25 protein-coding genes are annotated in these 23,726 nt (G+C 72.4%); 3 read left to right on the top strand and 22 right to left on the bottom strand.

Going from position 1 to position 23,726, the window contains the following annotated elements; all coding sequences use genetic code 11:
* Positions 1–13: 13 nt before the first annotated feature.
* From rpe to rsmB, 3 genes are read right to left on the bottom strand one after another with little or no spacing between them, the layout of a single operon-like run.
* On the bottom strand, positions 14–670 hold the full coding sequence (gene rpe, locus H030_RS0117810; RefSeq protein WP_027007105.1) for a ribulose-phosphate 3-epimerase: 657 nt from the start codon (positions 668–670) through the stop codon (positions 14–16).
* Between the two features lie 19 nt (positions 671–689).
* Positions 690–917: a zinc-ribbon domain-containing protein gene (locus tag H030_RS0117805; RefSeq protein WP_027007104.1), complete on the bottom strand. Its 228-nt coding sequence runs from the start codon at positions 915–917 to the stop codon at positions 690–692.
* Positions 918–2,096, bottom strand: a complete 1,179-nt coding sequence (gene rsmB, locus H030_RS0117800; RefSeq protein WP_035127897.1) for a 16S rRNA (cytosine(967)-C(5))-methyltransferase RsmB — start codon at positions 2,094–2,096, stop codon at positions 918–920.
* Positions 2,097–2,159: 63 nt separating this feature from the next.
* On the opposite strand from rsmB, the gene H030_RS33155 reads away from it, so the two are divergent.
* Complete coding sequence (locus tag H030_RS33155) at positions 2,160–3,785, top strand: ABC-F family ATP-binding cassette domain-containing protein (protein WP_051223027.1); 1,626 nt, start codon at positions 2,160–2,162, stop codon at positions 3,783–3,785.
* On the opposite strand, the gene H030_RS0117790 is transcribed toward H030_RS33155, so the two are convergent.
* From H030_RS0117790 to priA, 3 genes are read right to left on the bottom strand one after another with little or no spacing between them, the layout of a single operon-like run.
* Entirely contained in the window at positions 3,746–4,579 is an 834-nt protein-coding gene (locus H030_RS0117790; RefSeq protein WP_027007102.1) for a methionyl-tRNA formyltransferase, read from the bottom strand. The two genes, H030_RS33155 and H030_RS0117790, sit on opposite strands and share 40 nt — an antisense overlap.
* A 10-nt stretch (positions 4,580–4,589) precedes the next feature.
* Positions 4,590–5,195 (bottom strand): peptide deformylase, encoded by a 606-nt coding sequence (def, locus tag H030_RS33150; protein ID WP_231398473.1) that lies wholly within the window; start codon positions 5,193–5,195, stop codon positions 4,590–4,592.
* A gap of 51 nt (positions 5,196–5,246) precedes the next feature.
* Positions 5,247–7,325 carry a replication restart helicase PriA gene (gene priA / locus H030_RS0117780; RefSeq protein WP_231398472.1) on the bottom strand — a complete coding sequence of 693 codons (2,079 nt, stop codon included), beginning with the start codon at positions 7,323–7,325 and terminating at the stop codon, positions 5,247–5,249.
* A gap of 30 nt (positions 7,326–7,355) precedes the next feature.
* Here priA and H030_RS0117775 point away from each other — a divergent pair, with 30 nt between their 5' ends.
* Positions 7,356–7,847, top strand: a complete 492-nt coding sequence (locus H030_RS0117775; protein ID WP_027007100.1) for a PH domain-containing protein — start codon at positions 7,356–7,358, stop codon at positions 7,845–7,847.
* 3 nt (positions 7,848–7,850) lie between these two features.
* On the opposite strand, the gene H030_RS0117770 is transcribed toward H030_RS0117775, so the two are convergent.
* Positions 7,851–9,218, bottom strand: a complete 1,368-nt coding sequence (locus H030_RS0117770; protein WP_155892123.1) for an LAGLIDADG family homing endonuclease — start codon at positions 9,216–9,218, stop codon at positions 7,851–7,853.
* Here H030_RS0117770 and H030_RS0117760 point away from each other — a divergent pair.
* Entirely contained in the window at positions 9,217–10,362 is a 1,146-nt protein-coding gene (locus H030_RS0117760) for a hypothetical protein (protein WP_027007098.1), read from the top strand. The two genes, H030_RS0117770 and H030_RS0117760, sit on opposite strands and share 2 nt — an antisense overlap.
* 44 nt (positions 10,363–10,406) lie before the next feature.
* Here H030_RS0117760 and H030_RS40695 read toward each other — a convergent pair whose 3' ends face one another.
* From H030_RS40695 to aroF, 15 genes are all read right to left on the bottom strand, one after another.
* Complete coding sequence (locus H030_RS40695) at positions 10,407–10,487, bottom strand: cupredoxin domain-containing protein (RefSeq protein WP_419470651.1); 81 nt, start codon at positions 10,485–10,487, stop codon at positions 10,407–10,409.
* Between the two features lie 267 nt (positions 10,488–10,754).
* On the bottom strand, positions 10,755–11,024 hold the full coding sequence (locus H030_RS0117750) for a Sec-independent protein translocase subunit TatA/TatB (protein ID WP_027007097.1): 270 nt from the start codon (positions 11,022–11,024) through the stop codon (positions 10,755–10,757).
* A gap of 21 nt (positions 11,025–11,045) precedes the next feature.
* Positions 11,046–11,717, bottom strand: coding sequence for a ferritin-like domain-containing protein (locus H030_RS33145; protein ID WP_196809177.1), 672 nt, complete (start codon positions 11,715–11,717; stop codon positions 11,046–11,048).
* 37 nt (positions 11,718–11,754) lie between these two features.
* Positions 11,755–12,441 (bottom strand): ferritin-like domain-containing protein, encoded by a 687-nt coding sequence (locus H030_RS37415; RefSeq protein ID WP_081690908.1) that lies wholly within the window; start codon positions 12,439–12,441, stop codon positions 11,755–11,757.
* Between the two features lie 101 nt (positions 12,442–12,542).
* Positions 12,543–13,307, bottom strand: coding sequence for a ferritin-like domain-containing protein (locus H030_RS37410; RefSeq protein WP_051223021.1), 765 nt, complete (start codon positions 13,305–13,307; stop codon positions 12,543–12,545).
* Between the two features lie 78 nt (positions 13,308–13,385).
* Positions 13,386–14,099: an anti-sigma factor gene (locus H030_RS0117730; protein ID WP_027007096.1), complete on the bottom strand. Its 714-nt coding sequence runs from the start codon at positions 14,097–14,099 to the stop codon at positions 13,386–13,388.
* Positions 14,096–14,689 carry an RNA polymerase sigma factor gene (locus H030_RS0117725; protein WP_051223364.1) on the bottom strand — a complete coding sequence of 198 codons (594 nt, stop codon included), beginning with the start codon at positions 14,687–14,689 and terminating at the stop codon, positions 14,096–14,098. The genes H030_RS0117730 and H030_RS0117725 overlap by 4 nt, the downstream gene beginning before the upstream one ends.
* A gap of 34 nt (positions 14,690–14,723) precedes the next feature.
* Positions 14,724–15,521: an alpha/beta fold hydrolase gene (locus H030_RS33130; RefSeq protein ID WP_051223020.1), complete on the bottom strand. Its 798-nt coding sequence runs from the start codon at positions 15,519–15,521 to the stop codon at positions 14,724–14,726.
* A gap of 73 nt (positions 15,522–15,594) precedes the next feature.
* Complete coding sequence (metK, locus tag H030_RS0117715; RefSeq protein WP_027007094.1) at positions 15,595–16,821, bottom strand: methionine adenosyltransferase; 1,227 nt, start codon at positions 16,819–16,821, stop codon at positions 15,595–15,597.
* Entirely contained in the window at positions 16,818–18,314 is a 1,497-nt protein-coding gene (locus H030_RS0117710) for a hypothetical protein (RefSeq protein ID WP_027007093.1), read from the bottom strand. Before H030_RS0117710 ends, metK begins: the two co-directional genes overlap by 4 nt.
* Positions 18,304–19,632: a ribosome biogenesis GTPase Der gene (gene der, locus H030_RS0117705; RefSeq protein ID WP_027007092.1), complete on the bottom strand. Its 1,329-nt coding sequence runs from the start codon at positions 19,630–19,632 to the stop codon at positions 18,304–18,306. The genes H030_RS0117710 and der overlap by 11 nt, the downstream gene beginning before the upstream one ends.
* Complete coding sequence (gene cmk / locus H030_RS0117700; protein WP_269208545.1) at positions 19,629–20,231, bottom strand: (d)CMP kinase; 603 nt, start codon at positions 20,229–20,231, stop codon at positions 19,629–19,631. Before cmk ends, der begins: the two co-directional genes overlap by 4 nt.
* A 59-nt stretch (positions 20,232–20,290) precedes the next feature.
* Positions 20,291–21,610 carry a 3-phosphoshikimate 1-carboxyvinyltransferase gene (gene aroA, locus H030_RS0117695; protein WP_051223018.1) on the bottom strand — a complete coding sequence of 440 codons (1,320 nt, stop codon included), beginning with the start codon at positions 21,608–21,610 and terminating at the stop codon, positions 20,291–20,293.
* Complete coding sequence (locus H030_RS0117690; RefSeq protein WP_027007089.1) at positions 21,607–22,680, bottom strand: prephenate dehydrogenase/arogenate dehydrogenase family protein; 1,074 nt, start codon at positions 22,678–22,680, stop codon at positions 21,607–21,609. Before H030_RS0117690 ends, aroA begins: the two co-directional genes overlap by 4 nt.
* On the bottom strand, positions 22,680–23,726 hold the full coding sequence (gene aroF, locus H030_RS33125; protein ID WP_081691017.1) for a 3-deoxy-7-phosphoheptulonate synthase: 1,047 nt from the start codon (positions 23,724–23,726) through the stop codon (positions 22,680–22,682). The genes H030_RS0117690 and aroF overlap by 1 nt, the downstream gene beginning before the upstream one ends.

Genomic DNA, 23,726 nt, shown 5'->3' with positions numbered 1-23,726 from the left:
ACCGTACGGCTGGCTACACCCCGGCTGCCGCCAGGATGTCCCGGTAGGCCTGACCTGGATCCGGTGCGCCGAACACGGCGCTGCCGGCGACGAAGAGCGAGGCGCCGGCCTCGGAGGCCGTGGGCGCCGTGTCGACGTCGATGCCGCCGTCGACCTCGAGCTCGACCTCCTCGCCCAGCAGCTCCCGCAGCCGGGCGATCTTCGCGGCCGAGGCCGGGATGAACGACTGCCCGCCCCAGCCGGGGTTCACGGTCATGCAGAGCGCGAGGTCGACGTCGAGCTCGCGGAAGACGTCCAGCGGCGTCGACGGGCAGACCGCGACGCCCGCGCTGCACCCGTGCTCACGGATCTGCTGGACGGCGTAGTTCAGGTGCGGCGTGGCCTCGGCGTGCACGGTGATGTTCCAGGCGCCGGCCTTCGCGAAGTCCGCGACGTACTTCTCCGGGCGCTCGACCATCAGGTGGACGTCGTACTGCACGTCGGGCAGCCCCAGCTCGACCAGCGCGCTCAGCACCTGCGGCCCCATCGACAGCGGCGGCACGAAGTGGCCGTCCATGATGTCAACGTGGATGACGCGGGCGCCGGCATCGACGACCTCCGAGACCTGGGCGCCGAGGCGGGCGAAGTCGGCCGCCAGGATGCTCGGCGCGATACGGCGGGGCTTGGGCATGAATGCCGGAACCTACCGGCTAGATCTCGATCAGCATCGACCCGCCACAGTGATTGCACTCCGTGGTGGCGGTCGAGGACATGCGGACGATCGTGCCGTGCTCGCCGCAGTCCGGGCAGACGGAGCGCAGCTCGAAGCGGTGCAGGCAGTAGACGCAGCGGTAGCGCCCCGCGAGCGTCGTCGGGCGCAGCCACGGCTCACCGCAACCGGGGCACTTCAGACCGAGCTCTTTGGACGACGTCGACATCTAGGTCAGTGCAATATAGAAGCCGTCGGTGCCGTCACGGTGCGGCAGCGTCCGGATCACCTCACCCGACACCACCTCCTCGCGCGGAGACAGCGTGCAGGTCGAGTAGACCAGGCGCCCGCCCGGAGCCAGGACCGAGCGCGCCGCCTCGACGATCGCCTCCTGCTCTCGGCGCAGCGACTCGATCGCCTTCGGCGTCGCGCGCCAGCGCAGGTCGGGGTGCGAGCGCAGCGTGCCCAGCCCGGAGCACGGCGGGTCGACCAGGATGCGGTCGAACGTCCCGCCGAGCGCGTCCTGCGTGATCTCCTTGGCGTCGGCGAGGTGGACCTTCACCGACGACGCGTGCAGCCGCTGGGCCTGGACGGTGAGCGCCTGCGCGCGCTGCGGGTTGCGCTCGACGGCGACGACCTCGCCGGTGTTCTGCATCAGCGCGGCCAGGTGCGTGGTCTTGCCGCCGGGCGCGGCGCAGACGTCGAGGACGCGCTCGCCCGGCTGCGGGTCCAAGATGCGCGCGACGCGCTGCGAGGCGCGCGACTGCGGCGTGATCGCGCCCTGGGCGTACAGGGGGTGCGCGAGGACGTCGAAGGCGCCCTCGACGATCAGCGCGTCGTCCTCGCGGTGGCCCTCGAGGTCGACGTCGATCTTCGCCAGCGGGTTGATCCGCAGCGCCAGCTCGGCGGGCTGGTTGTCGGCGGCCAGCAGCGCGCGGGTCTCGTCGGGGCCGAGCCAGTCCCACCACATCCGGACCAGCCACTCCGGGTGCGAGTGCGCGATCGCGGCGCCCTCGACCGTGTCGTCGGTCGGCAGCTTGACGCCCTCGCGCTGGACCTTGCGCAGCACGGCGTTGACGAGCTTGGCGCCCGGCGACGGCTTGGCCAGCTCCACGGACTCGGCGACCGCGGCGTGGGCCGGGACGTCGGTGTAGAGCAGCTGGTAGAGCCCGAGCAGCAGCGCCGCCCGGACCTGCGGGTCGAGCTTGCGGTTGACGTGGTTGGCGATGATCCAGTCGAGCGTGCCGCGACGCTGAACGGTCCCGAAGACGAGCCGCTTGGCGAGCGCGCGATCACGCCCGTCGAGGTCGCGCGCATCGCCGTGCAGCGCGCGGTCGGCGTAGGCGCCCTGCTCCTCGACGCGGCGCAGGACCGTGAGCGCGGTCCGTCGTGCGGGGCTGGCTGGCACGTTGACACACACTAGGAACTTCCCTCGTGCACTTGTTGTCCGAACGCGCAAGAGTGCTGTCCCATGCCCGCCGTCGCCGCACCCACCGCCCCCGCGTTCAGCATGCGCGGCATCGTCAAGGAGTTCGGTGGGCGCCGGGTGCTGGACGGCCTGGACCTGGAGGTCGGCGCGCGCGGGCGGGTTGGGCTGGTCGGCGCCAACGGCGCGGGCAAGTCCACCATCCTGAAGCTGCTGGCGGGCGTGGAGTCTGCAGACGCGGGCACCGTGGCGCTGCGCAGGGGGGCGACGGTCGCGTTCCTGCCCCAGATGGTCGGCGGCGACGACCGCACGGTGCTCGACACGGTGCGCGCGGCGGTCCCGGCGGCGGCCGCGCTGCACGCCGAGCTGGCCGAGGTGGAGCGGGCGCTGGCCGATCCGGCGCTGGCCGACGACCTGCCGCGGATGACGCGGCTGCTGGAGCGCCAGCTGCGCCTTGTTGATGGTGTCGGCGCGCAGACCGTCGACGGCGACGCGGTGCGGCTGCTGCGCGATCTCGGGCTCGACGACGCGTCGTTCGCGCGGCCGACGCGGACGTTGTCCGGCGGCGAACGCAAGTTGGTGGCCTTGGCGGCGTGCCTGGTGCGCAAGCCGGACCTGCTGCTGCTCGACGAGCCGGAGGCCCACCTGGACATGGCGCGCCGCGGGTTGCTGGAGGAGCTGGTCGCCGAGGTCGAGGGCGCGGTGGTCGTCGTCTCCCACGACCGCTACCTGCTCGACGAGGTCGTCACGCAGATCGCCGAGCTCGAGCACGGGCGCGTCCGGATCTGGCAGGGCGGCCACAGCGCCTACACGGTCGCGCGGGAGCTGGCATTGGTCCGCCAGGGACAGGTCTACGCCGCCCAGCAGAAGGAGATCGCGCGGATGGAGGCGGCGATGAACCGCTTCCAGCAGTGGGCCAACAACACGCTCGACAAGCGCTTCAAGACGCGCGCGCTGAACATGCAGCGGCGGATCGACCGGATCGACCAGGTCGACCGGCCGGTCTTCGAGCGGCGCCGGATGGCGCTGGAGCTGCGGCCGGGGGCGCGGGGCGGCGAGCGCGTGGTGGCGCTGACGGGCGCCGAGTTCGACCCCGTGCTGGTCGGCGTCGACCTGGAGATCGCGCGCGGCGAGCGCGTCGGGATCGTGGGCCCGAACGGCGCGGGCAAGTCGGTGTTGTTGCGGTTGCTGGCGGGGGAGCTGGCGCTCAGCGGCGGTGAGCGCTGGGCGGGTCCGAGCATCGTGTTCGACCACCTGACGCAGGCGGTCGACGAGCTGCCCGACGACCTGAGCGCGATCGACGTCGTCCGGGCCACGGGCCCGATGACCGAGGACACGGCGGTCCGGAAGTTGATGGGGTTCCTGTTCGACTACGAGCAGGTCCGGCGGCCGGTCAGCGCGATGAGCGGCGGCGAGCGCACGCGGCTGCGGTGCCTGACGATGATGCTCGGCGGCGCCAACTGCCTGCTGCTCGACGAGCCGACCAACCACCTCGACATCGAGTCGGCCGAGACGCTGGAGAACGCGCTGGAGCGCTTCGACGGGACCGTCATCGCGGTCTCGCACGACCGCTACTTCCTGGACCGGATCGCGGACCGGATCGTCGAGGTGCGCGACCTCGAGGTGCGGTCCTACACCGCGGGCGAGTGGCCCTTGAGGTACTCGGAGTAGGCCATCGGCCGGCCGCCGGAGGGCTGGACGGTGAGCAGCTCCAGGCGGCCTTCGAGGTCGATCGACGCCTCCTGGACGCCGAGGAAGTCCCCGGACGGCAGCGCGATCCGCGCGCCGATGTGCGGGTGCAGCGCGCGGACGATCCGGACGTTCTCCTCCGGCGCGCGCGTGAGGTCGAGCGTGCGGTCCTCGGCGGTCAGCTTGTCGGCGTAGGTGACGCCGTCCTCGGGCTGGGGCTCGGGCGCGGGGTGCGTCTCCAGGACGAACGTGAGCAGCTGCGCCGTGAGGTCCCTGAGGCGCGCGGTGAGCGACGCGTAGTCGTCGGTCGGCAGGATCGGCTCGGGCTTCTGGGCGTAGACCGGGCCGGCGTCCAGCTCGGCGACGAGGCGCATGATCGAGACGCCGGTCTGGGCGTCGCCGGCCATCATCGCGCGCTCGACCGGCGCGGCGCCGCGCCAGCGCGGGAGCAACGACGGGTGGACGTTGAGGATGTCGTAGTCGCTGAGGAGCGGCTCCTTGACCAGGGCCCCGAAGGCGCAGAGGACGACCGCGTCGGGTTTCGCCGCCGCGATCTGCGCGCGGGCCTCGTCGTCGTTGACGGAGGCGGGCTGGATCACGTCGATGCCCAGCTCGCGCGCGGTGACCGCCACGGGCGGCGGGCCGAGCCTACGGCCGCGGCCCTGCTTGGCGTCGGGACGCGTGACGACGAGCACGGGCCTGTGCGGCCCGTCGGCCAGGTCGCGCAGGACGCCGGCGGCGAACGCGGAGGTCCCGAGGTAGACGAGGCCGGGCACGACGTGCCGCCTAGGCCGCGGAGTTCGCGGCGTCGTCTTCCGCCTCCAGCGCGGCGCGGAGGGCGCGCATGCCCTCCTTGCGCTGGTCGCGCGGGGTGCGGTCGAGGATCAGGACGCCGTCGAGGTGGTCCATCTCGTGCTGGATGACGCGCGCTTCCAGGCCGGAGGCCTCCACCAGGATCTGCTCGCCGGTCTCGTCCTGGGCCTTGACGCGGATGTGCACGGGGCGCTCGACGTCGACGTGGACCGCGGGCAGCGAGAGGCAGCCCTCCTCGGCCCACTCCTTGTCCTTGGAGGTCCACTCGATCTCGGGGTTCACGAGCGCGTTGACCGGCGAGTCCGGCTCGACGCGGTAGACCAGGACGCGGTGCAGGATCCCGACCTGCGTCGCCGCAAGGCCGATCCCGTAGGCATCGTCCATCAGGACGCCCATCTTGCCGATCTCGTCGCGCAGCTCGGCATCGAAGCGATCGACCACGCGCGCCTTCGAGCGCAACACGGGATCGCCGAACCTCCGGACGTGCTTCAGCGCAGCTCTGCGCCGCGCAGCGGTCTCCGGGTCCATGGTGGTGACGGGCTCAGGCGCCTCGTCCAGCTCTTCGTGGTGCTCGGCCACGTCCTGGATCCTAGCTTCCGCGGCCCGCAAGCCACCGCCCCGCGTGTAGGGCTACTGCGGGTCGACGTCAACGGAGAAGGCGACGTTCTTGTAGGTCTTGAAGGCGGAGATCTCGCGGACGGCGGCGTCGACCTGCTCGATGGCGGAGCGGCGGTCGCCGGCTTTGACGACGACTTGCGAGCGTTCCTTGCCGCGGAGGCGGAAGAGGGGGGCTGGGCCGAGGGATGTGGGGAGGCGGGATTGGACCTCGGTGGCCGCCGCGTGGGCCGCACCGGGCTGCTCGGATGCGCAGACGATCCGGATCAGCGTCGAGAACGGTGGATAGCGCAGCAGCTCGCGGCGCTCCAGCTCCTCGGTGAGGAAGCCGTCGGCGTCGTGGCGCGCGGCGTACATGATGGCGCTGGCGTGCGGGTCGATCGTCTGCACGATCACGCGTCCGTGGCCCCCGCGCCCCGCCCGGCCGGCGAGCTGGGTGACGAGCGCGAACGTCCGCTCCTCGGCCCGGAAGTCCGGGAAGCGCAGCGTCGAATCGGCGTCGAGCACCACCCCGAGGTCCACGTCCGGGAAGTCGTGGCCCTTCGCGACCACTTGCGTTCCCACCAAGATCGCGCGCTCTGACCGCTCGAAGGCCGCGAGCACCGCGCCCGCGTCCTTGACGTCGGCGTCCAGCCGCAGCACCGGCTTGCCGAGCCCGGCGAGGTCGTGCTCCAGGCGCTCGGTCCCGGACCCGTGACGCGCGATCGACACGCTGCCGCAGTCCGGGCACGTCTTCGGGATCGCCTCGCGATGGCCGCAGTGGTGGCAGGCCACCGCGCCCTGGTCGCGGTGCAGGATCAGCGCGACGTCGCAGTGCGGGCACTCCCACACGCGTCCGCAGGACTGACAGGTCAGGAAGTTCGACCAGCCGCGCCGGTTGAGCAACACGATGGCCTTGCGGGCGTCGACCAGCGCCTCGTGCGTCCGCGGCGCGACCGCGCCGTGCACGCCCTTCAGGTCGACGATCTCCACCGGCGGCATGTCCGCACCGTCGACCCGGTGCGGCAGCCGGACCCGCCGCAGCGCGTGCACCGACTCCGGCCGCGGCGTGGCAGAACCGACCACGAGAACCGCACCATGTTGCAGCGCCCGCTTCTCGGCGACCAGCCGCGCGTCGTAGCGCGGGTCGCCCTCGTTCTTGTAGGACCCGTCGTGCTCCTCGTCCACGACGACAAGACCCAGCCGCTCGATCGGCGCGAACACCGCGCTGCGCGGCCCCACGCACACCATCGCCTCGCCGGATCGCAGGCGCCGCCACTCGTCGTAGCGCTCCCCCGCGCCGAGCTTGGAGTGCAGCACCGCGACCGTGTCGCCGAAGCGCGTCACGAAGCGGTCGATCATCTGCGGCGTCAGCCCGATCTCCGGCACCAGGATCAGGACGCCGCGGCCGCGCGCCAGCGTGTCCGCGGCCGCGCGCAGGTAGACCTCGGTCTTCCCGGACCCCGTCACGCCGTGCAGCAGCAGCTGGTCGCCCGGCGCCGCGCCCGTGATCGCATCCACCGCCGCGGCCTGCTCGGCGTTGAGCACCGGCGGCGGCTTGCGCGCGCCGACCGCGACGTGCTGGGGCGCGCGCCGCATCCCCCGCGGCCCGATCCGGACGAACCCCCGCGCCTCGAGCCGCCGCAACGACCCCAGGTCGGTCCCCGCGAAGCGCGGCAGCGACTGCAGCAGCCCCTCCTGCTTGCCGGTCAGCCGCAGCGCGCGGCCGCCCGCCGAGCCGTCGAGCGACTGCAGCGCGATGTCGCCGTCCGCCGTGAGCTCCGCCCACAGCTGCACCTTCTCGCGCGCCCCGCGCGGCGGGAGCATCAGCGACAGCGCCCGCGCCGGGGTCGACGCGTACTCGCGCCCGAGCCACAGCCCGAGGTCGACGAGGTCGGCCGGCAGCGCGTCCGGGAGCACCTTCAGCGGCGCGACGAGCCTGTGCTCGGACTCCTCCGCCAGCCCGGTGACGACCGCCTGCAGACGCTGGCGCCCGAACGGGACCTCCAGCAGCGAGCCGACGTCCACGCTCTCGTCCGGGCGCACGTAGTCGAACGGCCCACGCAGCGCGCGGGCCGTCGTCAGCGGCTCCACCTGGATCACGGGTTGGGACAAGGGCAGCTCCGAGGATAGGCTGAGCACACCATGGACCTGCATCCCGGCGAGACGATCGTCTTCGAAGGCCACCCGTCGTGGCGCGGCGTGCTGAGCTTCTACGTCAAGGGCCTGGGCGGCGCGGTCGTCCTCGGCGTGATCGCCTGGCTCGCGGCCTCGGTCGCGCTCGGCGTCGTCGTCTTCGTCGTCGTGATGGCGCTGGTCATCCTGGCCGGCCTGATCAAGCGCATGGCCACGCGCTACATCATCTCGACCGAGCGCCTCAACATCCGGACCGGGATCCTCTCCAAGCACATCCAGCAGACGTCGATCGACCGCGTCCAGAACGTCAACACCGAGCAGCGCTTCATCGACCGGCTGCTGCGCGTCGGCTCCGTCGACTTCGACACCGCCGGGACCGACGACTCCGACTTCACCTTCCGCGGCGTCGCCAACCCGGCGCTGATCGTCGCCGCCGTCGACAAGGCCCAGCGCGAGCACCGCCGCGAGGTCGCGACCGAGCAGCCGCCCAGCGGCCTGTAGACCTCAGCGGCCGGCGACGACGACCCCGGCCGCGACGAGGCCGATCGCGTCCGCGGCAACGCTCACGACCTGACGGGGCGCCGCAGGCACGACGTCACGAACACGACGCGCGTGGATGCCCATTCCGAGCCTCGCTCCACTGAGATGGCGCGCGGCGACCGCCTTCGACCTCCGGCTCGTGACCCGCTGATTCGCCGCCTTCGCACGATGCCAAAGGGGCAACTCAGCCGTCGAATCGGCGGCGATCGTGAACCGCCACACCGATGCTGTGCCGTAGTTGGTGCTCCGCCGGCTCGTGATCACCGCCGTCACGTGCAGCGCGCAGGCGATCGCCAGCTCGCGCAGTCCCACGACCAGCTGCTCGCTCGTCCCGGCAACGCAGCCACGGCCGTGGTTGCTCGAACCCGGCCCAGCGACAGAGCCGTCGGCGTCGAAGTAACCGGCGAGCAGCGCCAGCTTGTCATCGCGGTTCAGACCGAAGGCATCGGCGGGCACCTGCTTGTCTCGCGCCTTGCTTCCGAGGCCCAGGTCACGGGCCGCGACCCAGGACGATCGAGACGAGCACGACAGGCCGAAGTGGCCCGGTGCGTCGGCACGCCAGCCACGGCCCCAGCCGCGGTTCGGCAACACTTCCTCGGCCAACTTGAGGTACTTGGTCGTGTGAAGCTCATCGCCGCGACCGATCGCCAAACCCAAGCTGTAGCCGCTGCGGACCGGATCTTGGCGGAGCCATCCATCGCCCAGGAACGCTCCGACCAGCCGCGCCTTGCGCGCGCGCCAGGCCACGGTGGTCGGGTAGTAGCCCTCGGCGCAGAGCACGATGTCACGGATGGCCAGCTGCTCAACCGGACGCCACGTCGTCAGCCCTCCGTCGAGCACGAGCAGCTTGGTCGTCGCGGTCACATCGATGGCGCGCGTTCCGAGCGCGACGGTCCAGAGCGGCTCCACGGCACGCCGCAATACCGCCAGCGCTGAAGAGGTCTGGACCGCTCCGCCGTTGAACCCATACACCTTGGTCCCTGTCGTCAGGTCTCCGACAAACCGCGGCCCTCGAGGCGACGGCACGAGTTGGTCGAACGCGATCCCACCCATGTTGTCGTTGTCGCCGTCGCCCATCGCGACGAGAGAGGTTCTCAGCGTCTTCGGACGAGTCTCCGATTGCGCGAGGACTCGAACCGATGGGGTCCCGGACGCTTTCGCTTGACGAACCGCCGGGTCATGCCCTACCGTCATTCGCCGCATGTCCCTCGTGTGCACCACGCAGCTGCCGCAGAAGAATCGCGCCGCCCAGGCGTCGTTCGCTGCTGCGCGCGCCGAGGCGACGCGACCGATCAGCGACCAGCCCCACGGCGGGTAGCGGAGAGCGCTCATGGCTCCCGCGACCTACGCGGGAGCCACCAAGGACCGGCCTCTGGTTGGCCGGGGTGGTTGGACCCGCGAGAACGTCATCGAAGCGATCCGCGAGTGGGTCGACGTCTACGGCGAGCCGCCGCGTGCGGCGGACTGGAACCCGTCGTCGGCGAAGTGGACCGGCCAGCAGTGGCGCGTCGAGCGCTACCGCGCCGGCCGGGCCGACGGCTCGCCGTGGCCCGCGCTGAACTCGGCCAAGCGCCCGTTCGGCGGGTCGCTGAACGCCGCGATCCGGGCGGCGGGCTTCGAGCCCGCCAGGCCGGGCCCGCGGCGCCGCGGCTCCGTCGACCCGGAGCAGGCGGATCGTGCGGTCATCAGCCCGGAAGGACGGGCGATGTTGGAGGCGGCCCTGGCGCAGGCGCGCGAGGCCGAGAAGCGCGTCGCCGTCCTGGAGGCGCGGCTCGAAAGGAGCAGGAACCGGAAGAAGTCGAGAACCAAGAGCGTTGGGAAGCCCCAGGTCGTCCGGGTCGTCGACGAGGCGGCCGTCGCGCGCGCCGAGCGCCGTGCGGCGGCGGCCGAGGTCAAGGCCGCCACGACCGCCGAGGCGGCGAAGGCCGCGGCGGCCGAGCTGCGCGGCGAGGTCGCCGCGTTGCGGGCCGACACGCGGAGGCTGGCGAGCAGGCTCGAGCGCGCGGAGTCGACGGTGTCGGCGCTGCGGGCCGAGCGGCGCGAGCTGGTCGCCGACGTGCGGGCCACGACCGAGCGGCTGCGGGGCACCGAGCGTGAGCTGGACGGCGCGCGCGCCGAGGCGCGGGCGGCGTTGGCCGAGGCCGAGGCGTCGCAGGCGCTGCGGACGATCGCGTCCTCCCCGGAGGCGCTGGCGGAGGCCGCGGCCGCACGGCGTGCGGCGCGGGTCGCCGAGCAGCGTGCGGCGACCGCCGAGCGCGAGCTGCGCGAGGCGGTCGCGGCGATCACCGGCGAGCCGCGGCGGCTGACCAGCAGCGAGCTCTCATCCTTGCGGGCGGCCGGGCCCTCGGGCCCGGCGGTGCTGGCGGCGTCGTTGAAGGCGCTCGCCAAGGCCCGCGCGAGCAGCGCGCCGACCACCCTCCAGGCCGCGCTCCTGGAGGTCGCGTCGGCGGCGATCACGTGGCGGGAGCGGATCTGAGGTGCAGGTCCGCTCCCGTCGCGACCACCGCCGGCGCCACGCGCTCAGCTGACGACGACCTTGCCGTTCATCCCCGGGTGGATCGTGCAGTGGTACTTGAACGTCCCGGCGGTGCTGAAGCGCATGCTGTAGTGCCCTTCTGCCTCGTGCTGCTGTGCTTGTGGGCGAACGTCACGTTGTGCGGCACGGTCGGGTCCTTCCAGACCCACCTCACCGTGTCGCCCTTCCTGATGTGGACGGTCGACCTGATGAACGAGATGTTCCTCAGCGTGACGGTCGTCGTCCGCGCGGCGTGTGCCTGCGGAGCACCACCCGCCACCGCGGCCGGCACGATGCCGACCGCGGCGATGACGAGCGCGGCGAGGGGTGCCACGTGGCGGCGGCGCATGCGCTCAGACGCGTTCGTGCGTGCTGGGCGTGGCGACCGCGCTGGGCGTGACGACCGGCGCGGCGACGGGTGCGGCGGGTGCGGCGGGTGCGGCGGCTGCGACGGGCGTGCGCTCGTCGTCGTCGTCGCCGCCGGTGACGCCGGCGAGGCTGTCCTTGAACTGGCGCATGCCGTTGCCCAGCGACTTGCCGGCCTCCGGGAGCTTCTTGGGTCCGAGGACGATCAGGGCGATGACCAGGATCACGATCATCTCGGGGAATCCGACGGAAGGCATAGGTCTTCCTTTCTTCGTGTTCTAGGACTTGATGAAGCCGGTGCCGGCCACCGCGGCCAGGACCTGGGACTTCGTCAAGGAGGGGTTGAACGCGGCAGGCGCCGGGTTCTCGTGCGCGAGCTGGCGGATCCAGGCGGCGTGGCGAGCCTCGACCGGGTGGATCGAGATCGCGGCCTTGAAGACCGCCTGGGACTTGATGAACGGCGCCTGGCCCTGGTAGGCGGAGACGCCGGTGTCCTCCAGCGTGATCGCGGTCGACGTGAACGCCGACTGCGACTGCACCGCGCTGCCGAAGTCGAACGTCGGGCGCTTGACCGCCGCGCTGCCGAGCATCCTCTTCAGCGCCTCGACGTGCGCGGCCTCGTGGGCGTGCACGGTCGTTGCGAACCGCTTGTGCTCGCCGCTGAGGCCCGCGTGCTTGAGGGCCGCGGCGTAGAACGCGGACTCCAGGTACTCCAGCGTCAGCGCGAAGTTCGCGATCGCGACGTCGCCCTTGGGCGTCGCCGCCATCGCGCCGGCGGTCAGGCCCGGCAGGACCGCGCCGGCGGCAACAGCGCCGCCGGCGGCGATCCCACCGCGTCGCAGGAACGCGCGGCGCGAATGTCGCTGCGCCTCAGCCGCCGTCTCCTGCAGTGCGCCGTCAGCGTCGAACGCGACGACGGACGACAAGTCGACCCGTGGGTTCTTGCTCATGAACGTCATGATGTGGTTGATCTCCCGAGGTCGAGTGCTAGGACTTGATGAAGCCGGTCTTCTTGACGGCGGCCAGGATGGCCTCCATCGAGTGCGGCGTGCTGAACGCCGCCGGCGCGGGCTTGACGGTCTTGCCGGCGCCGAGCAGGTCACGGACCCACGCGGCGTGGCGCGCCTCGACGGCGAGGATCGCCGCCGCCGGGCCGAGGACGGCGTTCTGGTGGATGCGCGGCGCCTGGCCCTGGTAGGCAGAGACGCCCGTGTCCTCCAGCACCTTGCTGGTGCGCAGGAACGTCTTCCACTGCTTGGTGGTGCCCTTGAAGTCGAACTTCGGCGAGGCCACCGCCTTGGCGCCGAGGACGCTCTTGAGCGTCGCGACGTGCGTGGCCTCATGCGAGGCGACCGTGGACGCGAACGTCCCGACCGTGCCCGTGTAGATGCCACGCCCGACGGCCTCGGCGTAGAACGCGGCCTCCAGGTACTCCAGCGTGAGCGCGAAGTTGAGGATCTTGACGTCCTGGGCCTTCGAGCCACCCTCGCGCGCTCCGGCGGTCCCGCCGAAGAACGTCGGCACGAGCGCCGCCGCGATGCCCAGGCCGCCGGCGGCGACACCGGCGCGCCGGAACAGCCCGCCGCGTGTGGTCCCCGCGTCCTGCAGTCCGGCCATCGCCTCGGCGACCGCCTCGTCTCCGTCGAAGTCTACGACGGAAGGCTGATCAATCATGCTCCGCTCCCTTTCCCTGCTTGTAGGCCTTGCTCTGGTTCCTTCGCAACGCGGCGCCCCGCGGATCACCGCGGGACGCCACGTGTGACACCGCGAGTGAGCTACGGCTGGAGGTCGCCCTTGACCACGTTCAGCGACGAGACCGTCCTGATGGTCTTGGCGAAGCTGAACGCGGGATTGAAGGCGTTCGGGATCGGATCGGCGGTGGCGTCGATCGACTTCAGCTTGACCAGCGCCAGCGCGTAGGCGGCGTGGTTGGCCTCGACCGAGTGGATCGAGAGCGCGGCCTTGGTGATCGCCAGGTTGTTCAGGTACGGCCCGGCGCCCGCGTAGGCGGCGGTGCCGACCGGCTCGATCGTGGCGGCGGTCTTGATGAACGTCGCCTGGTCGGCCAGCAGCCTGCCGACCGTGTCGGTGTTGACGGTCGGGGGCTTGACCGCGGCCGAGCCCAGGACCCTCTTGAGCGCCGCGACGTGGGCGGCCTCATGCCTGGCCACCGTCTTGGCGAACGCGTTGATGTCGGCGTCAGCGAAGTTCTGCTGCACCGCTGCGGCGTAGAACGCCGCCTCGAGGTACTCCAGCGTCAGCGCGTAGTTGCCGATCTTGACGTCGTTGGCGTTGGGCTTGCCACGGCGGATCGACTTCGACGCCGACGTGGAGTAGGCCCCCTTCTGGCTCTTGCTCGCCGAAGCGAACGCGTCCAGCGGCGACAACAGGGCGTTGACGCCGAAGACCGCCGCGCCGCCGATGCCGGCCTTGCGCAGCATCTCGCGGCGCGTGCCGCTCGGGTCCCACGCGCCGGCGTCGTCCGCGGCCTGGCGGAGGTCACCGGACCGGTCCAACTGCTCGATCTTGATGTTCGTCATGCAGGGGCCTGCGCGGCCCACCGCCGACCGGATCATCAACTTGGTCAGATCAACAACAACTTGTCCGCTGGCCGCTCATCACGCGAGGTCCGTGTTTGCCACGACGCGCCCGCTGGGTACTTCGCTGCCGCCCGCGGGTTCGTCGGTGACCATGAGGCGTTCGGCACCGCTGACCTTCTCGGGGATCTCGACCTGGGCCTCGCCGTCCGGGCGGACACCGAAGAGCGCATGCGTCGGGCGCGCGGTGCCGTGGCGGACGATCCACGCCTCGTAGACCCGCCCGGACGGTGGCGCCGGCAACCTGCTCAGGCGCAGGACGGCGTGGCCGTCGTCGTCGAGCCGCACCTCGACGGCCACCCCGCGGTTCCCGGTACCGGTGAGCGTGCGTGTGCGGTCATGGCCACCGCCGCCCGCCACGACGATCGCCACCACGGCCGCGCACGCGGCCGCGGCCAGCGCGCCGGCACCGGCGCCGAGCGCGCCGCGCCCGGTCCACCAGCGCCGTTGCGGCGGTGCGGCGGTGGCAGGGACGCGGTCGGCCTCGGCGCCCGCGGCGGCCAGCAGCTCGGCCTCCGCGCGCACGGTCGCCATGATCCGCTCGCGCAGCTGCGGGCTCGGGGTGACCTGCGGGGCGCCGAGCCCGAGCAGGCCGGCGGGCACGCGCAGCTCGGCGACCTCGCGGCGGCAGTCCGTGCACGTCTCGAGGTGGGCGGCGAACGCGTGGGCCTCGTCGTCGTCGAGCGCGCCGAGCACCCAGGCGCCGGTCGCGTCGGCGAAGCGGCAGTCGCTCACGCCGTCTCCCCCGCCAGCGGCGCCAGCTCGGCGCGCAGTTTCTTCAGCGCGAGCCGCAGGCGGCCCTTGACCGTGCCCATCGGGACGGCGGTCAGCGTCGCGATCTCCGAGTGCGAGCAGCCGCCGTAGTAGGCGAGCTCGACCGCGCGGCGCTGGTCATCGGGGAGGTCGAGCAGCGCGGCGCGCACGGTCGCGGCCTGGTCGCGGACCTCGGCCTGGCGGTCGGTGCGGTCGTCGGCCGGCAGCCACTCCTCGATGCCCTCGTCGGACGCGCGCCGCCGCGCGTGCTTGCCGCCGCGGCGCAGCGCGTCGATCGCCCGCCGCTGGACGATGCCCAGCAGCCAGGTGCGCACGCTGCCACGCGCGGGGTCGTAGCGGAAGCCGCTGCGCCAGACGTTCATGAACGCGTCCTGCACGACCTCCTCGGCGGTGGCGCGCTCGCCGACGACGCGGTAGGCGAGCGAGAACGCGGCCGCCTCGTGGCGCGCGTAGACGACCTCGAACGCCGCAGCATGCCCACCGCTGAGGTACGCCATCAGGTCTTCGTCGGCCAAGACGTAGAGGTCGGCGGGGATCTGGGCACGAGCCATCTTCCCGAGCCTGCGCACCGCACCGGCGACCGGATCAACGCTCGGCGCGCACGACCTCGCCCGCGCCACCCGCGCGGTCCGGCTCCGAACCGGCGAGGAGCACGGCGGCCACCGCCGCGGGGTCGTCCCACATCGGGATGTGCCCGCAGCCGGGCAGGTCGACCTGGCGGACCCGTGGCGGGACGGCGTGCGGGCGCGCGATCAGGCGGTCGCGCTCCGGCCAGGCCAGCGTGACCGGCACCGTGATCGCGTTCAGGCCGCCGAACGTCCCGGCCCGCATCGCGCGGTTGGCGGCGGTGAAGCCCGGCGCCGACCCGTAGGCGTCGATCAGCGCCGCGGCGTCGCGGGGCGGGACGCGGTCGGGGTGGCCGACCGAGCCGGCCAGCGCCGCGCGGCGCAGCGACGGCACGCGCATGGCCGCGCCGGCGACCGGGCCCAGGGCGCGCGCGACGCTCCGGGCCAGCTCGGGCTTGGGCGCGAGCGGACGCTCCCACAGGCCTGCGGGAGCGATCGCCACGACGCTCGCCGCCGCCCCGCTGAGCGCCAGCTCCAGCGCCACCCAGCCGCCCAGCGAGTTGCCCGCGACGTGCGGCGGCGCGGCGAGGCCGAGGTCGTCGGCCAGGAAGCGCGCGACCGCCGCGGCGAGCGCGCGCGGCGAGGCGTCGTCGCCGGACAGCGCCGGCGAGTCGCCGAAGCCCGGCAGGTCGACGGCGATCACGTCGCGCTGCGCCGTGAGCCCCGGGATCACGGGGCGCCAGACGCGGCGGTCGGCACCCAGCGGGTGCAGCAGGACGAGCGGCGGCCCGGAGCCCGAGCGGTCGTAGGCGAGCATCTGCTGACGTCTACCGTCCGCGGCCCGCGACCGGATCACTGCGGGGCGGCCGAGGCCGCCCCGCGCAGGATCGCTAAGCGGCCGACGGAGCCGAGAGGCCGGCGGCCTCCGCGAGCTCGGCGGCCTTGTCGGTGCGCTCCCACGTGAAGTCGTGGTCGTCGCGACCGAAGTGGCCGTAGGCGGCCGTCTTCTGGTAGATCGGGCGGTGCAGGTCCAGCGCCTGGCGGAAGGCCCCGGGACGGAGGTCGAAGAACTGGTCGACGAGCTCGGCGATCTTGCCGCGGCCGATCTTCTCGGTGCCGAAGGTCTCGACCAGGACGGAGACCGGGTGCGCGACGCCGATGGCGTACGCGACCTGGACCTCGGCGCGGTCGGCCAGGCCGGCCGCGACGACGTTCTTGGCGACCCAGCGGGCCGCGTAGGCGGCGCTGCGGTCGACCTTCGACGGGTCCTTGCCCGAGAACGCGCCGCCGCCGTGACGGGCGAAGCCGCCGTAGGTGTCGACGATGATCTTGCGACCCGTCAGGCCGGCGTCGCCGACCGGACCACCGATGACGAAGCGCCCGGTCGGGTTGACCAGGAACTCCTTGCGCAGCTTGCCGGCGTCGTACAGATCGCCCGGCAGGATCGGCTGCACGACGTGCTCCCAGAGGTCATCCGGGATCAGCGACTCGGCGCCCTCCTTGTGCTGCGTGGAGATCAGGAGCTTCTCGATCTCCACCGGGCGGCCGTCGCGGTAGCGCACGGACACCTGGGTCTTGCCGTCGGGACGGAGGTAGTCCAGCGTCCCGGCCTTGCGCACGTCCGCCAGCCGCTTGGCCAGCTTGTGGGCGAGCGAGATCGGCAGCGGCATCAGCTCGGGCGTCTCGTTGGACGCGTAGCCGAACATCATGCCCTGGTCGCCCGCGCCGGCCACATCAAGGGCGTCGTCGTCGTTGGGGTCGGTCCGCGACTCGTAGGCCTGGTCGACGCCCTGCGCGATGTCGACGCTCTGCTTGTCGATCGCGTTCAGGACCGCGGCGGAGTCGGCGCTGAAGCCGAGGTCCGCGTCGACGTAGCCGATCTTGCGGATCGTCTCGCGCGCGATCTCCTGGATGTCGACGTAGGTGTCGGTGGTGATCTCACCGGAGACCACGACCAGGCCCGTGTTGACGAGCGTCTCGCAGGCGACTCGCGACAGCGGGTCGTCCTTGAGGCAGGCGTCCAGGACCCCGTCGGAGATCTGGTCGGCGACCTTGTCCGGGTGACCCTCGGTCACGGACTCGGATGTGAAGAGGTACTCGTTGTCGGCGTAGCTCATGAAGTGAGAAGGAGGGTGATCTCCGCGGTCGATTCGCTGTCGTTGCCAGAGGTCGAGGCGCCGATCGCGCCCACCCGCTGGAGGTCGGCCTTGGCCGCCTTGTAGGCGCTCGAGTCGCCCAGCCCGGTGGCCTCCGCCAAGCCCAACAGCCTGCTGAAGTCCAGGAAGAGTAGCGAGGAGACGGCATCAGGGTGATTTCCGACCGCCTTTGTGAAGTTCGCGGTGTCCGCGAGGTGCTTCCCGCCGGCCCTGACGGCCGCGATCCCGGACGGGTCGGTCGACACCGCGACCTTGCCGTCCCAGACCGCCGTCGCGAACGCCCTGCGCACCGCCGCCGGCAGGCCGGACAGCGCCCTGCGGGTGGCCGCTTCGTCGCTGGTCCTGGCCAGGATCGTCAGCACCGGCGCCGGGGTCTTCTCGGTCAGGACGATCGCCGCCTCGCCCGGGAAGACCTTCAGCAGCGGTGCCGAGAGCGACCCGACCAGCGGCTGCAGCGTCCTGGACTGCGTCCCCGCCGCGGCCAGCAGGCGCTGCAGCGCAGGTGCCAGGTTGCTGACACCCAAGTAGGCCATCGCGTTGGCCGGGACGTCCTTGGCCAGCGTCGGCCTGAACGGCTTGAAGCCGGTCCCGGTCGCCGCCGCCCCGGAGCCCCTGAGCCTCGGATCCAGCTGCGACTCGACCCGCAGCCTGACCTGGTCGCCGTGCGCGCTGAGCCCGAACGCCGCGCCCTTCAGCGTCGCCTGGTCGAACAGCACGCCCGCGGCGCCCAGCAGCCCGCCCTGGGGCGCCAGCAGCCGCCGGATCCCGTCGGCGCTGAGCCAGCCGTCGGCGACGCGGTCGTCGGGCAGCTTGGCGAACTCCGCCTGCGGCCCGGCCGCCTTCGCCAGCGACGCGCCCCTGCCCTTGGCCAGGTTCGCGGCCAGCAGCAGCGACTCCGGCTGCCCGATCGCCAGGAACTTCCCGACGTAGGTGGACGTCAGCGAGCCGCACGCCGTCTGCCTGGCGCCCGGATGGGTCCTGCCCGTGTCGACCAGCACCAGCGAGTTCGCCGTCGAGCCCGAGCCCGTGTCGAAGATCGCCAGCGCCGCCTCGTCGGCGGTCTTCAGCGCCCTGGTCGCGACGTCGCAGCCCGGCGCCTGCAGGCGCGCGACGAGCCCGTCGCGCAGCGCCGGCCAGGAGGGGAACTTGCCGGCCACCTTCGCGGCGTCGGTCGTCGCGCCGCGCCCCGTGTCGGTCGAGAGGTGCACGTAGACCAGCGCGTCGGCCGGGACCAACGCAGCCGCGTTCTCGGCCGGCGGAGCCGACGACGACGAGCCGCCCCCGCCCCCGCTCGCCAGCGCGACCACGGCGACGATCAGCACGAGCACCATCGCGCCGCCACCGAACAGCGCGGCGCGGCCGCGGGCCGTGAGCCTCAGCCCACCGCCGCCAGACCTGCTCTCAGCTTCGTCCTGCGTCGCGTCGCGTTCCTGCTGCGGGGCGTCAGCGGTCATCCTTCTGCTTGCGCTCCTTGAAGTCGATGATCAGCGGGACACCGTCCATGCCGAACCGGGCCCGGAGACGATTCTCGACGAAGTAGGCGTAGTCGCGCGTCACTCGATTGCGCGAGTTGACCTGGATCGCGAAGCGCGGCGGCCGCGTCTCGAACTGCGCCATGTACAGCAGCCGCAGCCGCGAGCCCTGCTTGGCGGGCGGCTGGCGCTCCTGGACGACCTCGCCGATGAAGCGGTTCAGCTGCGGCGTCGGGATCCGCGTCTTGACGCGATCGCCGAGGATGATCGCCTCCTTCAGCAGCTTCTCGACGTTGCGCCCGGACAGCGCGCTGACCGTCAGGACCTTCGGGCGCAGCCGCAGCTTGTTGTTGACCTTGGCCCGCTCGTGGTCCAGCGCGTCCTCTTCCATCGGCGCGACGTCCCACTTGTTCAGCACGAGCGCGGTCGCGCAGCCCGCCTTCATCGCCAGCTCGGCGATCCGGAGGTCCTGGGCGGTGACGCCGTCGTGCGCGTCGCAGATGACCAGCGCGACGTCCGCACGCTCGACCGCCCGCTGCGAGCGCAAGGTGGTGTAGTACTCGACCGACTCGGTGACCTTGGCCTGGCGGCGCATGCCCGCGGTGTCGACGACGATCACGCGCCGCCCGTCGACCTCCATCGGGAGGTCGATCGCGTCGCGCGTCGTGCCCGCCACGTCCGACACGATCACGCGGTCGGACTTCACGAACTTGTTGACCAGCGACGACTTGCCGACGTTCGGCCGGCCGATCAGCGCGAGCCGGATGATCTCGTCGTCCTCGGGCTCGAAGTCGCCCTCGGGGAGATCCGCGACGACGCGATCCAGCAGGTCGCCCGTGCCCAGCCCCTGGGTGGCGCTGACCGCCACCGGCTCGCCCAGGCCCAAGCCGTAGAACTCGCTCGCGGCCGGGACGTCCTTGACGGAGTCGATCTTGTTGGCCACCACGATGACCGGCTTCTTCCAGCGGCGCAGGAGATCGGCGAGCTCCTCGTCGCCGGGCCGCGCACCCGCCTGGCCGTCGACGACCAGCAGCGCGACGTCGGCGTCGTTGAGCGCCGCCTGCGCCTGCTGGCGGATCGACCCGGCCATCGGGTCCTCGTCGAACATGTCCATGCCGCCGGTGTCGATCAGCGTGAACGCCCGGCCGTTCCACTCGCACGGCACCTCGTGGCGGTCGCGGGTGATCCCCGGCGCCTCGTGCACGACGGCGATCCGCGACTCGCTGAGGCGGTTGACCAGCGACGACTTGCCCACGTTCGGGTAGCCGATGATGGCCACCTTGGGGCCGGCGGTGCTCATGCGCGCACCGTCTTCACACGTTCCACGATCTCTCCAACCACTTCATCTACGGACAAGCCTGTCGTATCCAGCGGAACGGCGCCGGGCGCCGGCTCGTGGATCGTGCGCCCGTGGCTCTGGTCGCGCTCGTCGCGCGCCGCCAGGTCCCGGGCGACTGCTTCGACGTCGTCGACGCCGAGGTCCTGCGCGCGCCGCCGCGCGCGCTCCTGCGGTGACGCCGTCAGGTACACCTTGACCTCGGCGTCGGGCGCGACCACGGTCGCGACGTCGCGCCCCTCGGCCACGTAGTCGCCGCCGGCGATGATCAGCCGCTGCTGGGCGACCATCGCGCGGCGCACCTCGGGGTCGTTGGCGACGACCGACGCGCGCTCGGAGATCTCGGCGGTCCGGATCAGCCCGGAGACGTCCTCCCCGTTGAGCATCACGGCGTCGCCGTCGAAGCCGATGTCGAGCGCGCCGGCCTCGTCGAGGCCGCGCGTGGACGCGAGCGCGACCGTCCGGTACATCGCTCCGGTATCCAGGTAGGTGAAGCCGAGCGCGCGCGCAACGGCGCGCGCCACGGTCGACTTGCCGGCTCCGGCAGGTCCATCAATGGCCACAAGCACGCGCGGGAGGGTAGGCGGCCGGACACCACGATGGCGTCGCGGCCTCCCGCGCCTCAGCCCAGCAGCGCCGCGATGTCGCTGGCGAACGCCGGGTAGGAGACCTCGGCGGCCTCCATCCCGACGACTTCGACGCCCTCCTGCGACGCCAGCCCGGCGATCGCGCCGAGCATCGCCAGGCGGTGGTCGCCGTGGGAGTGGATCGTCCCGCCGCGCAGGCCGCCGGTGCCGCGCACGACGAAGCCGTCGTCGGTCGCCTCGAGGTCGCCGCCGAGGCCGTTGAGGCCGTCCACGACGGTCGCGATCCGGTCGGACTCCTTGAACTTCAGCTCCTCCGCCCCGCGCACGACCGTCTCGCCCTCGGCGAAGCAGCCGAGCAGCGCGACGAGCGGCAGCTCGTCGATCGCCAGCGGGACCTCGTCGGGCTCGACGACCGTGCCGGTCAGCGGGCCGTGGGCGATCTCGAGGTCGCCGATCGGCTCGGTGCCGACGACGCCCTCGCCGAGCGCCTCCTCCAGCTCGCCGACGACGATCCCGCCCATCCGCCGGACGATCCGGTGGAAGCCGGTGCGCGTCCAGTTGGTCCCGCTGCCCGCGACCTGGATCCGGGAGCCGGGCACAAGGACACCCGCAGCGATCAGGAACGCTGCGCTGGACGGGTCGCCGGGGACGACGAGGTCGTCGAGGACCAGCTCGTCGACGTTGGTGACCGTGATGTGGCGCCCGTTGCGGTGCACGGTGACGCCCGCGGCGGCGAGCATCCGCTCGGTGTGGTCGCGCGACGGCGCGGGCTCGATCACGGTCGTCGCGCCGTCGGCCACGAGGCCGGCGAGCAGCACGCACGACTTGACCTGGGCGCTGGCGACCGGCAGCTCGTAGGCGATCGAGCGCAGCCTGGAGCCGTGGACGGTGAACGGCGGCAGCCGGTCGTCGGTCGCGTCGATCTCGGCGCCCATGCGCCGCAAGGGCTCCGCGATGCGATCGACAGGCCGCCTGCGGATCGAGGCGTCGCCGTCGAGCGTGTAGGAGCGTCCCTCCTGCCCCGCCAGCCAGCCGGGCAGCAGGCGCATCAACGTCCCCGCGTTGCCGACGTCGATCGGTGCGTCGAGCTCCGTGGTGTTGCGCAGGCCCGTGCCGCGGACCGTGACCAAGTTGGTGCTCTCGTCGACCGTCACCAGCGCGCCGAGCTGGCGCACCGCGTTGAGGGTCGAGATCGTGTCCTCGGCCATCAGGTAGTTCTCGACCCGGACCGGCTCGGCGGCCATCGCGCCGAAGATCGCGGCGCGGTGCGAGATCGACTTGTCGGCCGGCGGCGTGACCGACCCCTTCAACTTGCGCGCGGGCTCGAAGCGCACGGACTTCGTGGCGGCGCTCACGGTGCAAGCACCTCCTCGACCAGCGCGCGGGCGCGGTCGGCGTGGTCGTCGGCGACCCACAGCGCGACCTCGCCGCTGCGGAAGTCGGGCTGGGGAGAGAGGCTCATGTCGTGGATGTTGATCCCTGCTCGGGAGAGGGTGAGGGCGAGGTCGGCGACCACGCCGGGGCGGTTGGGGACGACGTAGCGCAGCTCGGAGAGCGCGCCGCCGGTCATCCCGACGTCGAGGAGGGCGCGGCGCTGATCGCCGATCTCGCGCTGCCAGGCCTCGACCGGCTCGGTGCCCGCCGTGGCGAGCAGCGCGCGCGCCTCCTGCAGCAGGGCGATCGTGTCGTCGAGGCCGGTGAGGATCGCCTCGCGGTTGGCGTCGTAGATCCCGGCCCACAGCGGCGGGTTGGCGCCCGCCACGCGCGTGGCGTCGCGGAACGAGGGGCCGACGACCGGGATCGCCTCGTCCCCCAGCGCGCGCGCCGCCTGCGCGACGAGCGCGTTGGCGACCACGTGCGGGACGTGGGAGAACGCGGCCATCAGGCGGTCGTGCTCGGCGTGGCCGATGACGGTCGGCACGGCGCCGATCCCCGCGACGAAGCGATGCAGCCGCTCGAGCAGGATCCCCTCGGAGTCCGCGCGCGGGGTCAGGTACCAGGTCGCGTTGTCGAAGAGGTTCGCGCGCGCATGCTCGACGCCCGCGACCTCCGCGCCCGCCAGCGGATGGCTGCCGATGTAGTTGGAGTCCTTGGGCGCCCCCTCGACGAGCGCCCGCTTGGTCGAGCCGACGTCGGTCACGACCGCGTCGGGAGCGACCGCGCACGCCTCGGCGATCCGCTCCGCGAGCGCCTGCACCGGTGCGGCGACCACGATGATGTCGCTCCCCGCGAGGTCGCCGACGTCCTCGACCGCATGGTCGATCGCCCCGCGCTCCAGCGCACGCGCCCGCACGTCGGGGTCCGGATCGAACCCCGACACATGGGCATTGAGTCGCTCACGCGCGGCCAGGCCGACGGAGCCGCCGATCAGGCCGAGCCCGAGCAGGCCGACCCGTGGCGACGGCTCTGCGCCGGCGTCCGGCACTAGGCGGCTGCGCCCTGGGCGGCCGCGGCGCCGTACGGCAGCTTGCCGGCCAGCTCGGCGGCCAGCTCGACCTTGCGCGCGTAGGCGTTGAACTGGTCGACGCGGATCTGCTGTGGGCCGTCGCAGATCGCCTCGTCGGGCTCCGGGTGGGTCTCGACGATGATGCCGTCGGCGCCCGCCGCGGCGGCGGCCAGCGACAGCGGCTCGACGAGCGCGCGGCGCCCGGCGGCGTGCGACGGGTCGACGACGATCGGGAGGTGCGTCATCTCCTTGAGCACCGGGATCGCCGTGAGGTCGAGCGTGAAGCGGTAGGCGGTCTCGAACGTCCGGATGCCGCGCTCGCAGAGCATCACCTGCTCGTTGCCCTCCTTGAGCACGTACTCGGAGGCCATGATCAGCTCCTCCAGCGTGGCCGACAGCCCGCGCTTGATCAGGACCGGGATGCCGGAGCGGCCGATCTCGCTCAGCAGCGGGTAGTTCTGCATGTTGCGCGCGCCGATCTGGATGACGTCGGCGACCTCGGCGACGGCCTCGATGTCGCGCGCGTCCATCAGCTCGGTGACGATCGGCAGGCCGGTTCGCTGCTTGGCCTCCGCCAGCAGGCGCAGGCCCTCTTGACCGAGACCCTGGAAGGCGTAGGGCGACGTGCGCGGCTTGTAGGCGCCGCCGCGGAACATCGTGGCGCCGGCGGCGAGCATCGCGTCGGCGGTGTCGAGCGTCTGGTCGCGCGTCTCGACCGTGCACGGGCCGGCGATCAGCGCGAAGTGGTCGCCGCCGATCCTGCGCCCGCCGATCTCGAGCACGGTGCGCTGGCCGTCCCTGATCTGGGTCGAGGCCAACTTGTAGGGCTTGAGGATCGGGACGACCTTCTCCACGCCCTCGTGGCCTTCGAGGCCGAGGCGCTGCACGTGCTCGCGGTCGCCGATGGCGCCGATGATCGTCACCTCCTCCCCGCGGCTGGGGTGCGCGGTTGCACCGACGGACTCGATGCGCGTGATCACGGCCTGGACCTGCTCTTCGGTGGCCGTGGGCTTCATGACGATCAT

Origin of the sequence: Conexibacter woesei Iso977N (assembly GCF_000424625.1) — a bacterium.
Lineage (GTDB): Bacteria > Actinomycetota > Thermoleophilia > Solirubrobacterales > Solirubrobacteraceae > Baekduia > Baekduia woesei_A.
This window is presented reverse-complemented; position numbering and strand designations above follow the sequence as displayed.

Excerpts from the sequence above, each read along its gene's own strand:
- H030_RS33155 (WP_051223027.1), top strand. The coding sequence starts at position 2,160 with ATGCCCGCCGTCGCCGCACCCACCGCCCCCGCGTTCAGCATGCGCGGC.
- metK (WP_027007094.1), bottom strand. The coding sequence starts at position 16,821 with ATGAGCTACGCCGACAACGAGTACCTCTTCACATCCGAGTCCGTGACC.
- H030_RS33130 (WP_051223020.1), bottom strand. The coding sequence starts at position 15,521 with ATGCTCGCCTACGACCGCTCGGGCTCCGGGCCGCCGCTCGTCCTGCTG.
- H030_RS0117770 (WP_155892123.1), bottom strand. The coding sequence starts at position 9,218 with ATGAGCGCTCTCCGCTACCCGCCGTGGGGCTGGTCGCTGATCGGTCGC.
- H030_RS37415 (WP_081690908.1), bottom strand. The coding sequence starts at position 12,441 with ATGATTGATCAGCCTTCCGTCGTAGACTTCGACGGAGACGAGGCGGTC.
- rpe (WP_027007105.1), bottom strand. The coding sequence starts at position 670 with ATGCCCAAGCCCCGCCGTATCGCGCCGAGCATCCTGGCGGCCGACTTC.
- H030_RS33145 (WP_196809177.1), bottom strand. The coding sequence starts at position 11,717 with ATGAGCAAGAACCCACGGGTCGACTTGTCGTCCGTCGTCGCGTTCGAC.
- H030_RS37410 (WP_051223021.1), bottom strand. The coding sequence starts at position 13,307 with ATGACGAACATCAAGATCGAGCAGTTGGACCGGTCCGGTGACCTCCGC.
- H030_RS0117760 (WP_027007098.1), top strand. The coding sequence starts at position 9,217 with ATGGCTCCCGCGACCTACGCGGGAGCCACCAAGGACCGGCCTCTGGTT.
- H030_RS0117725 (WP_051223364.1), bottom strand. The coding sequence starts at position 14,689 with ATGGCTCGTGCCCAGATCCCCGCCGACCTCTACGTCTTGGCCGACGAA.
- der (WP_027007092.1), bottom strand. The coding sequence starts at position 19,632 with ATGAGCACCGCCGGCCCCAAGGTGGCCATCATCGGCTACCCGAACGTG.
- H030_RS0117710 (WP_027007093.1), bottom strand. The coding sequence starts at position 18,314 with ATGACCGCTGACGCCCCGCAGCAGGAACGCGACGCGACGCAGGACGAA.
- H030_RS0117805 (WP_027007104.1), bottom strand. The coding sequence starts at position 917 with ATGTCGACGTCGTCCAAAGAGCTCGGTCTGAAGTGCCCCGGTTGCGGT.
- aroF (WP_081691017.1), bottom strand. The coding sequence starts at position 23,726 with ATGATCGTCATGAAGCCCACGGCCACCGAAGAGCAGGTCCAGGCCGTG.
- H030_RS0117775 (WP_027007100.1), top strand. The coding sequence starts at position 7,356 with ATGGACCTGCATCCCGGCGAGACGATCGTCTTCGAAGGCCACCCGTCG.
- H030_RS0117750 (WP_027007097.1), bottom strand. The coding sequence starts at position 11,024 with ATGCCTTCCGTCGGATTCCCCGAGATGATCGTGATCCTGGTCATCGCC.
- H030_RS40695 (WP_419470651.1), bottom strand. The coding sequence starts at position 10,487 with ATGCGCTTCAGCACCGCCGGGACGTTCAAGTACCACTGCACGATCCAC.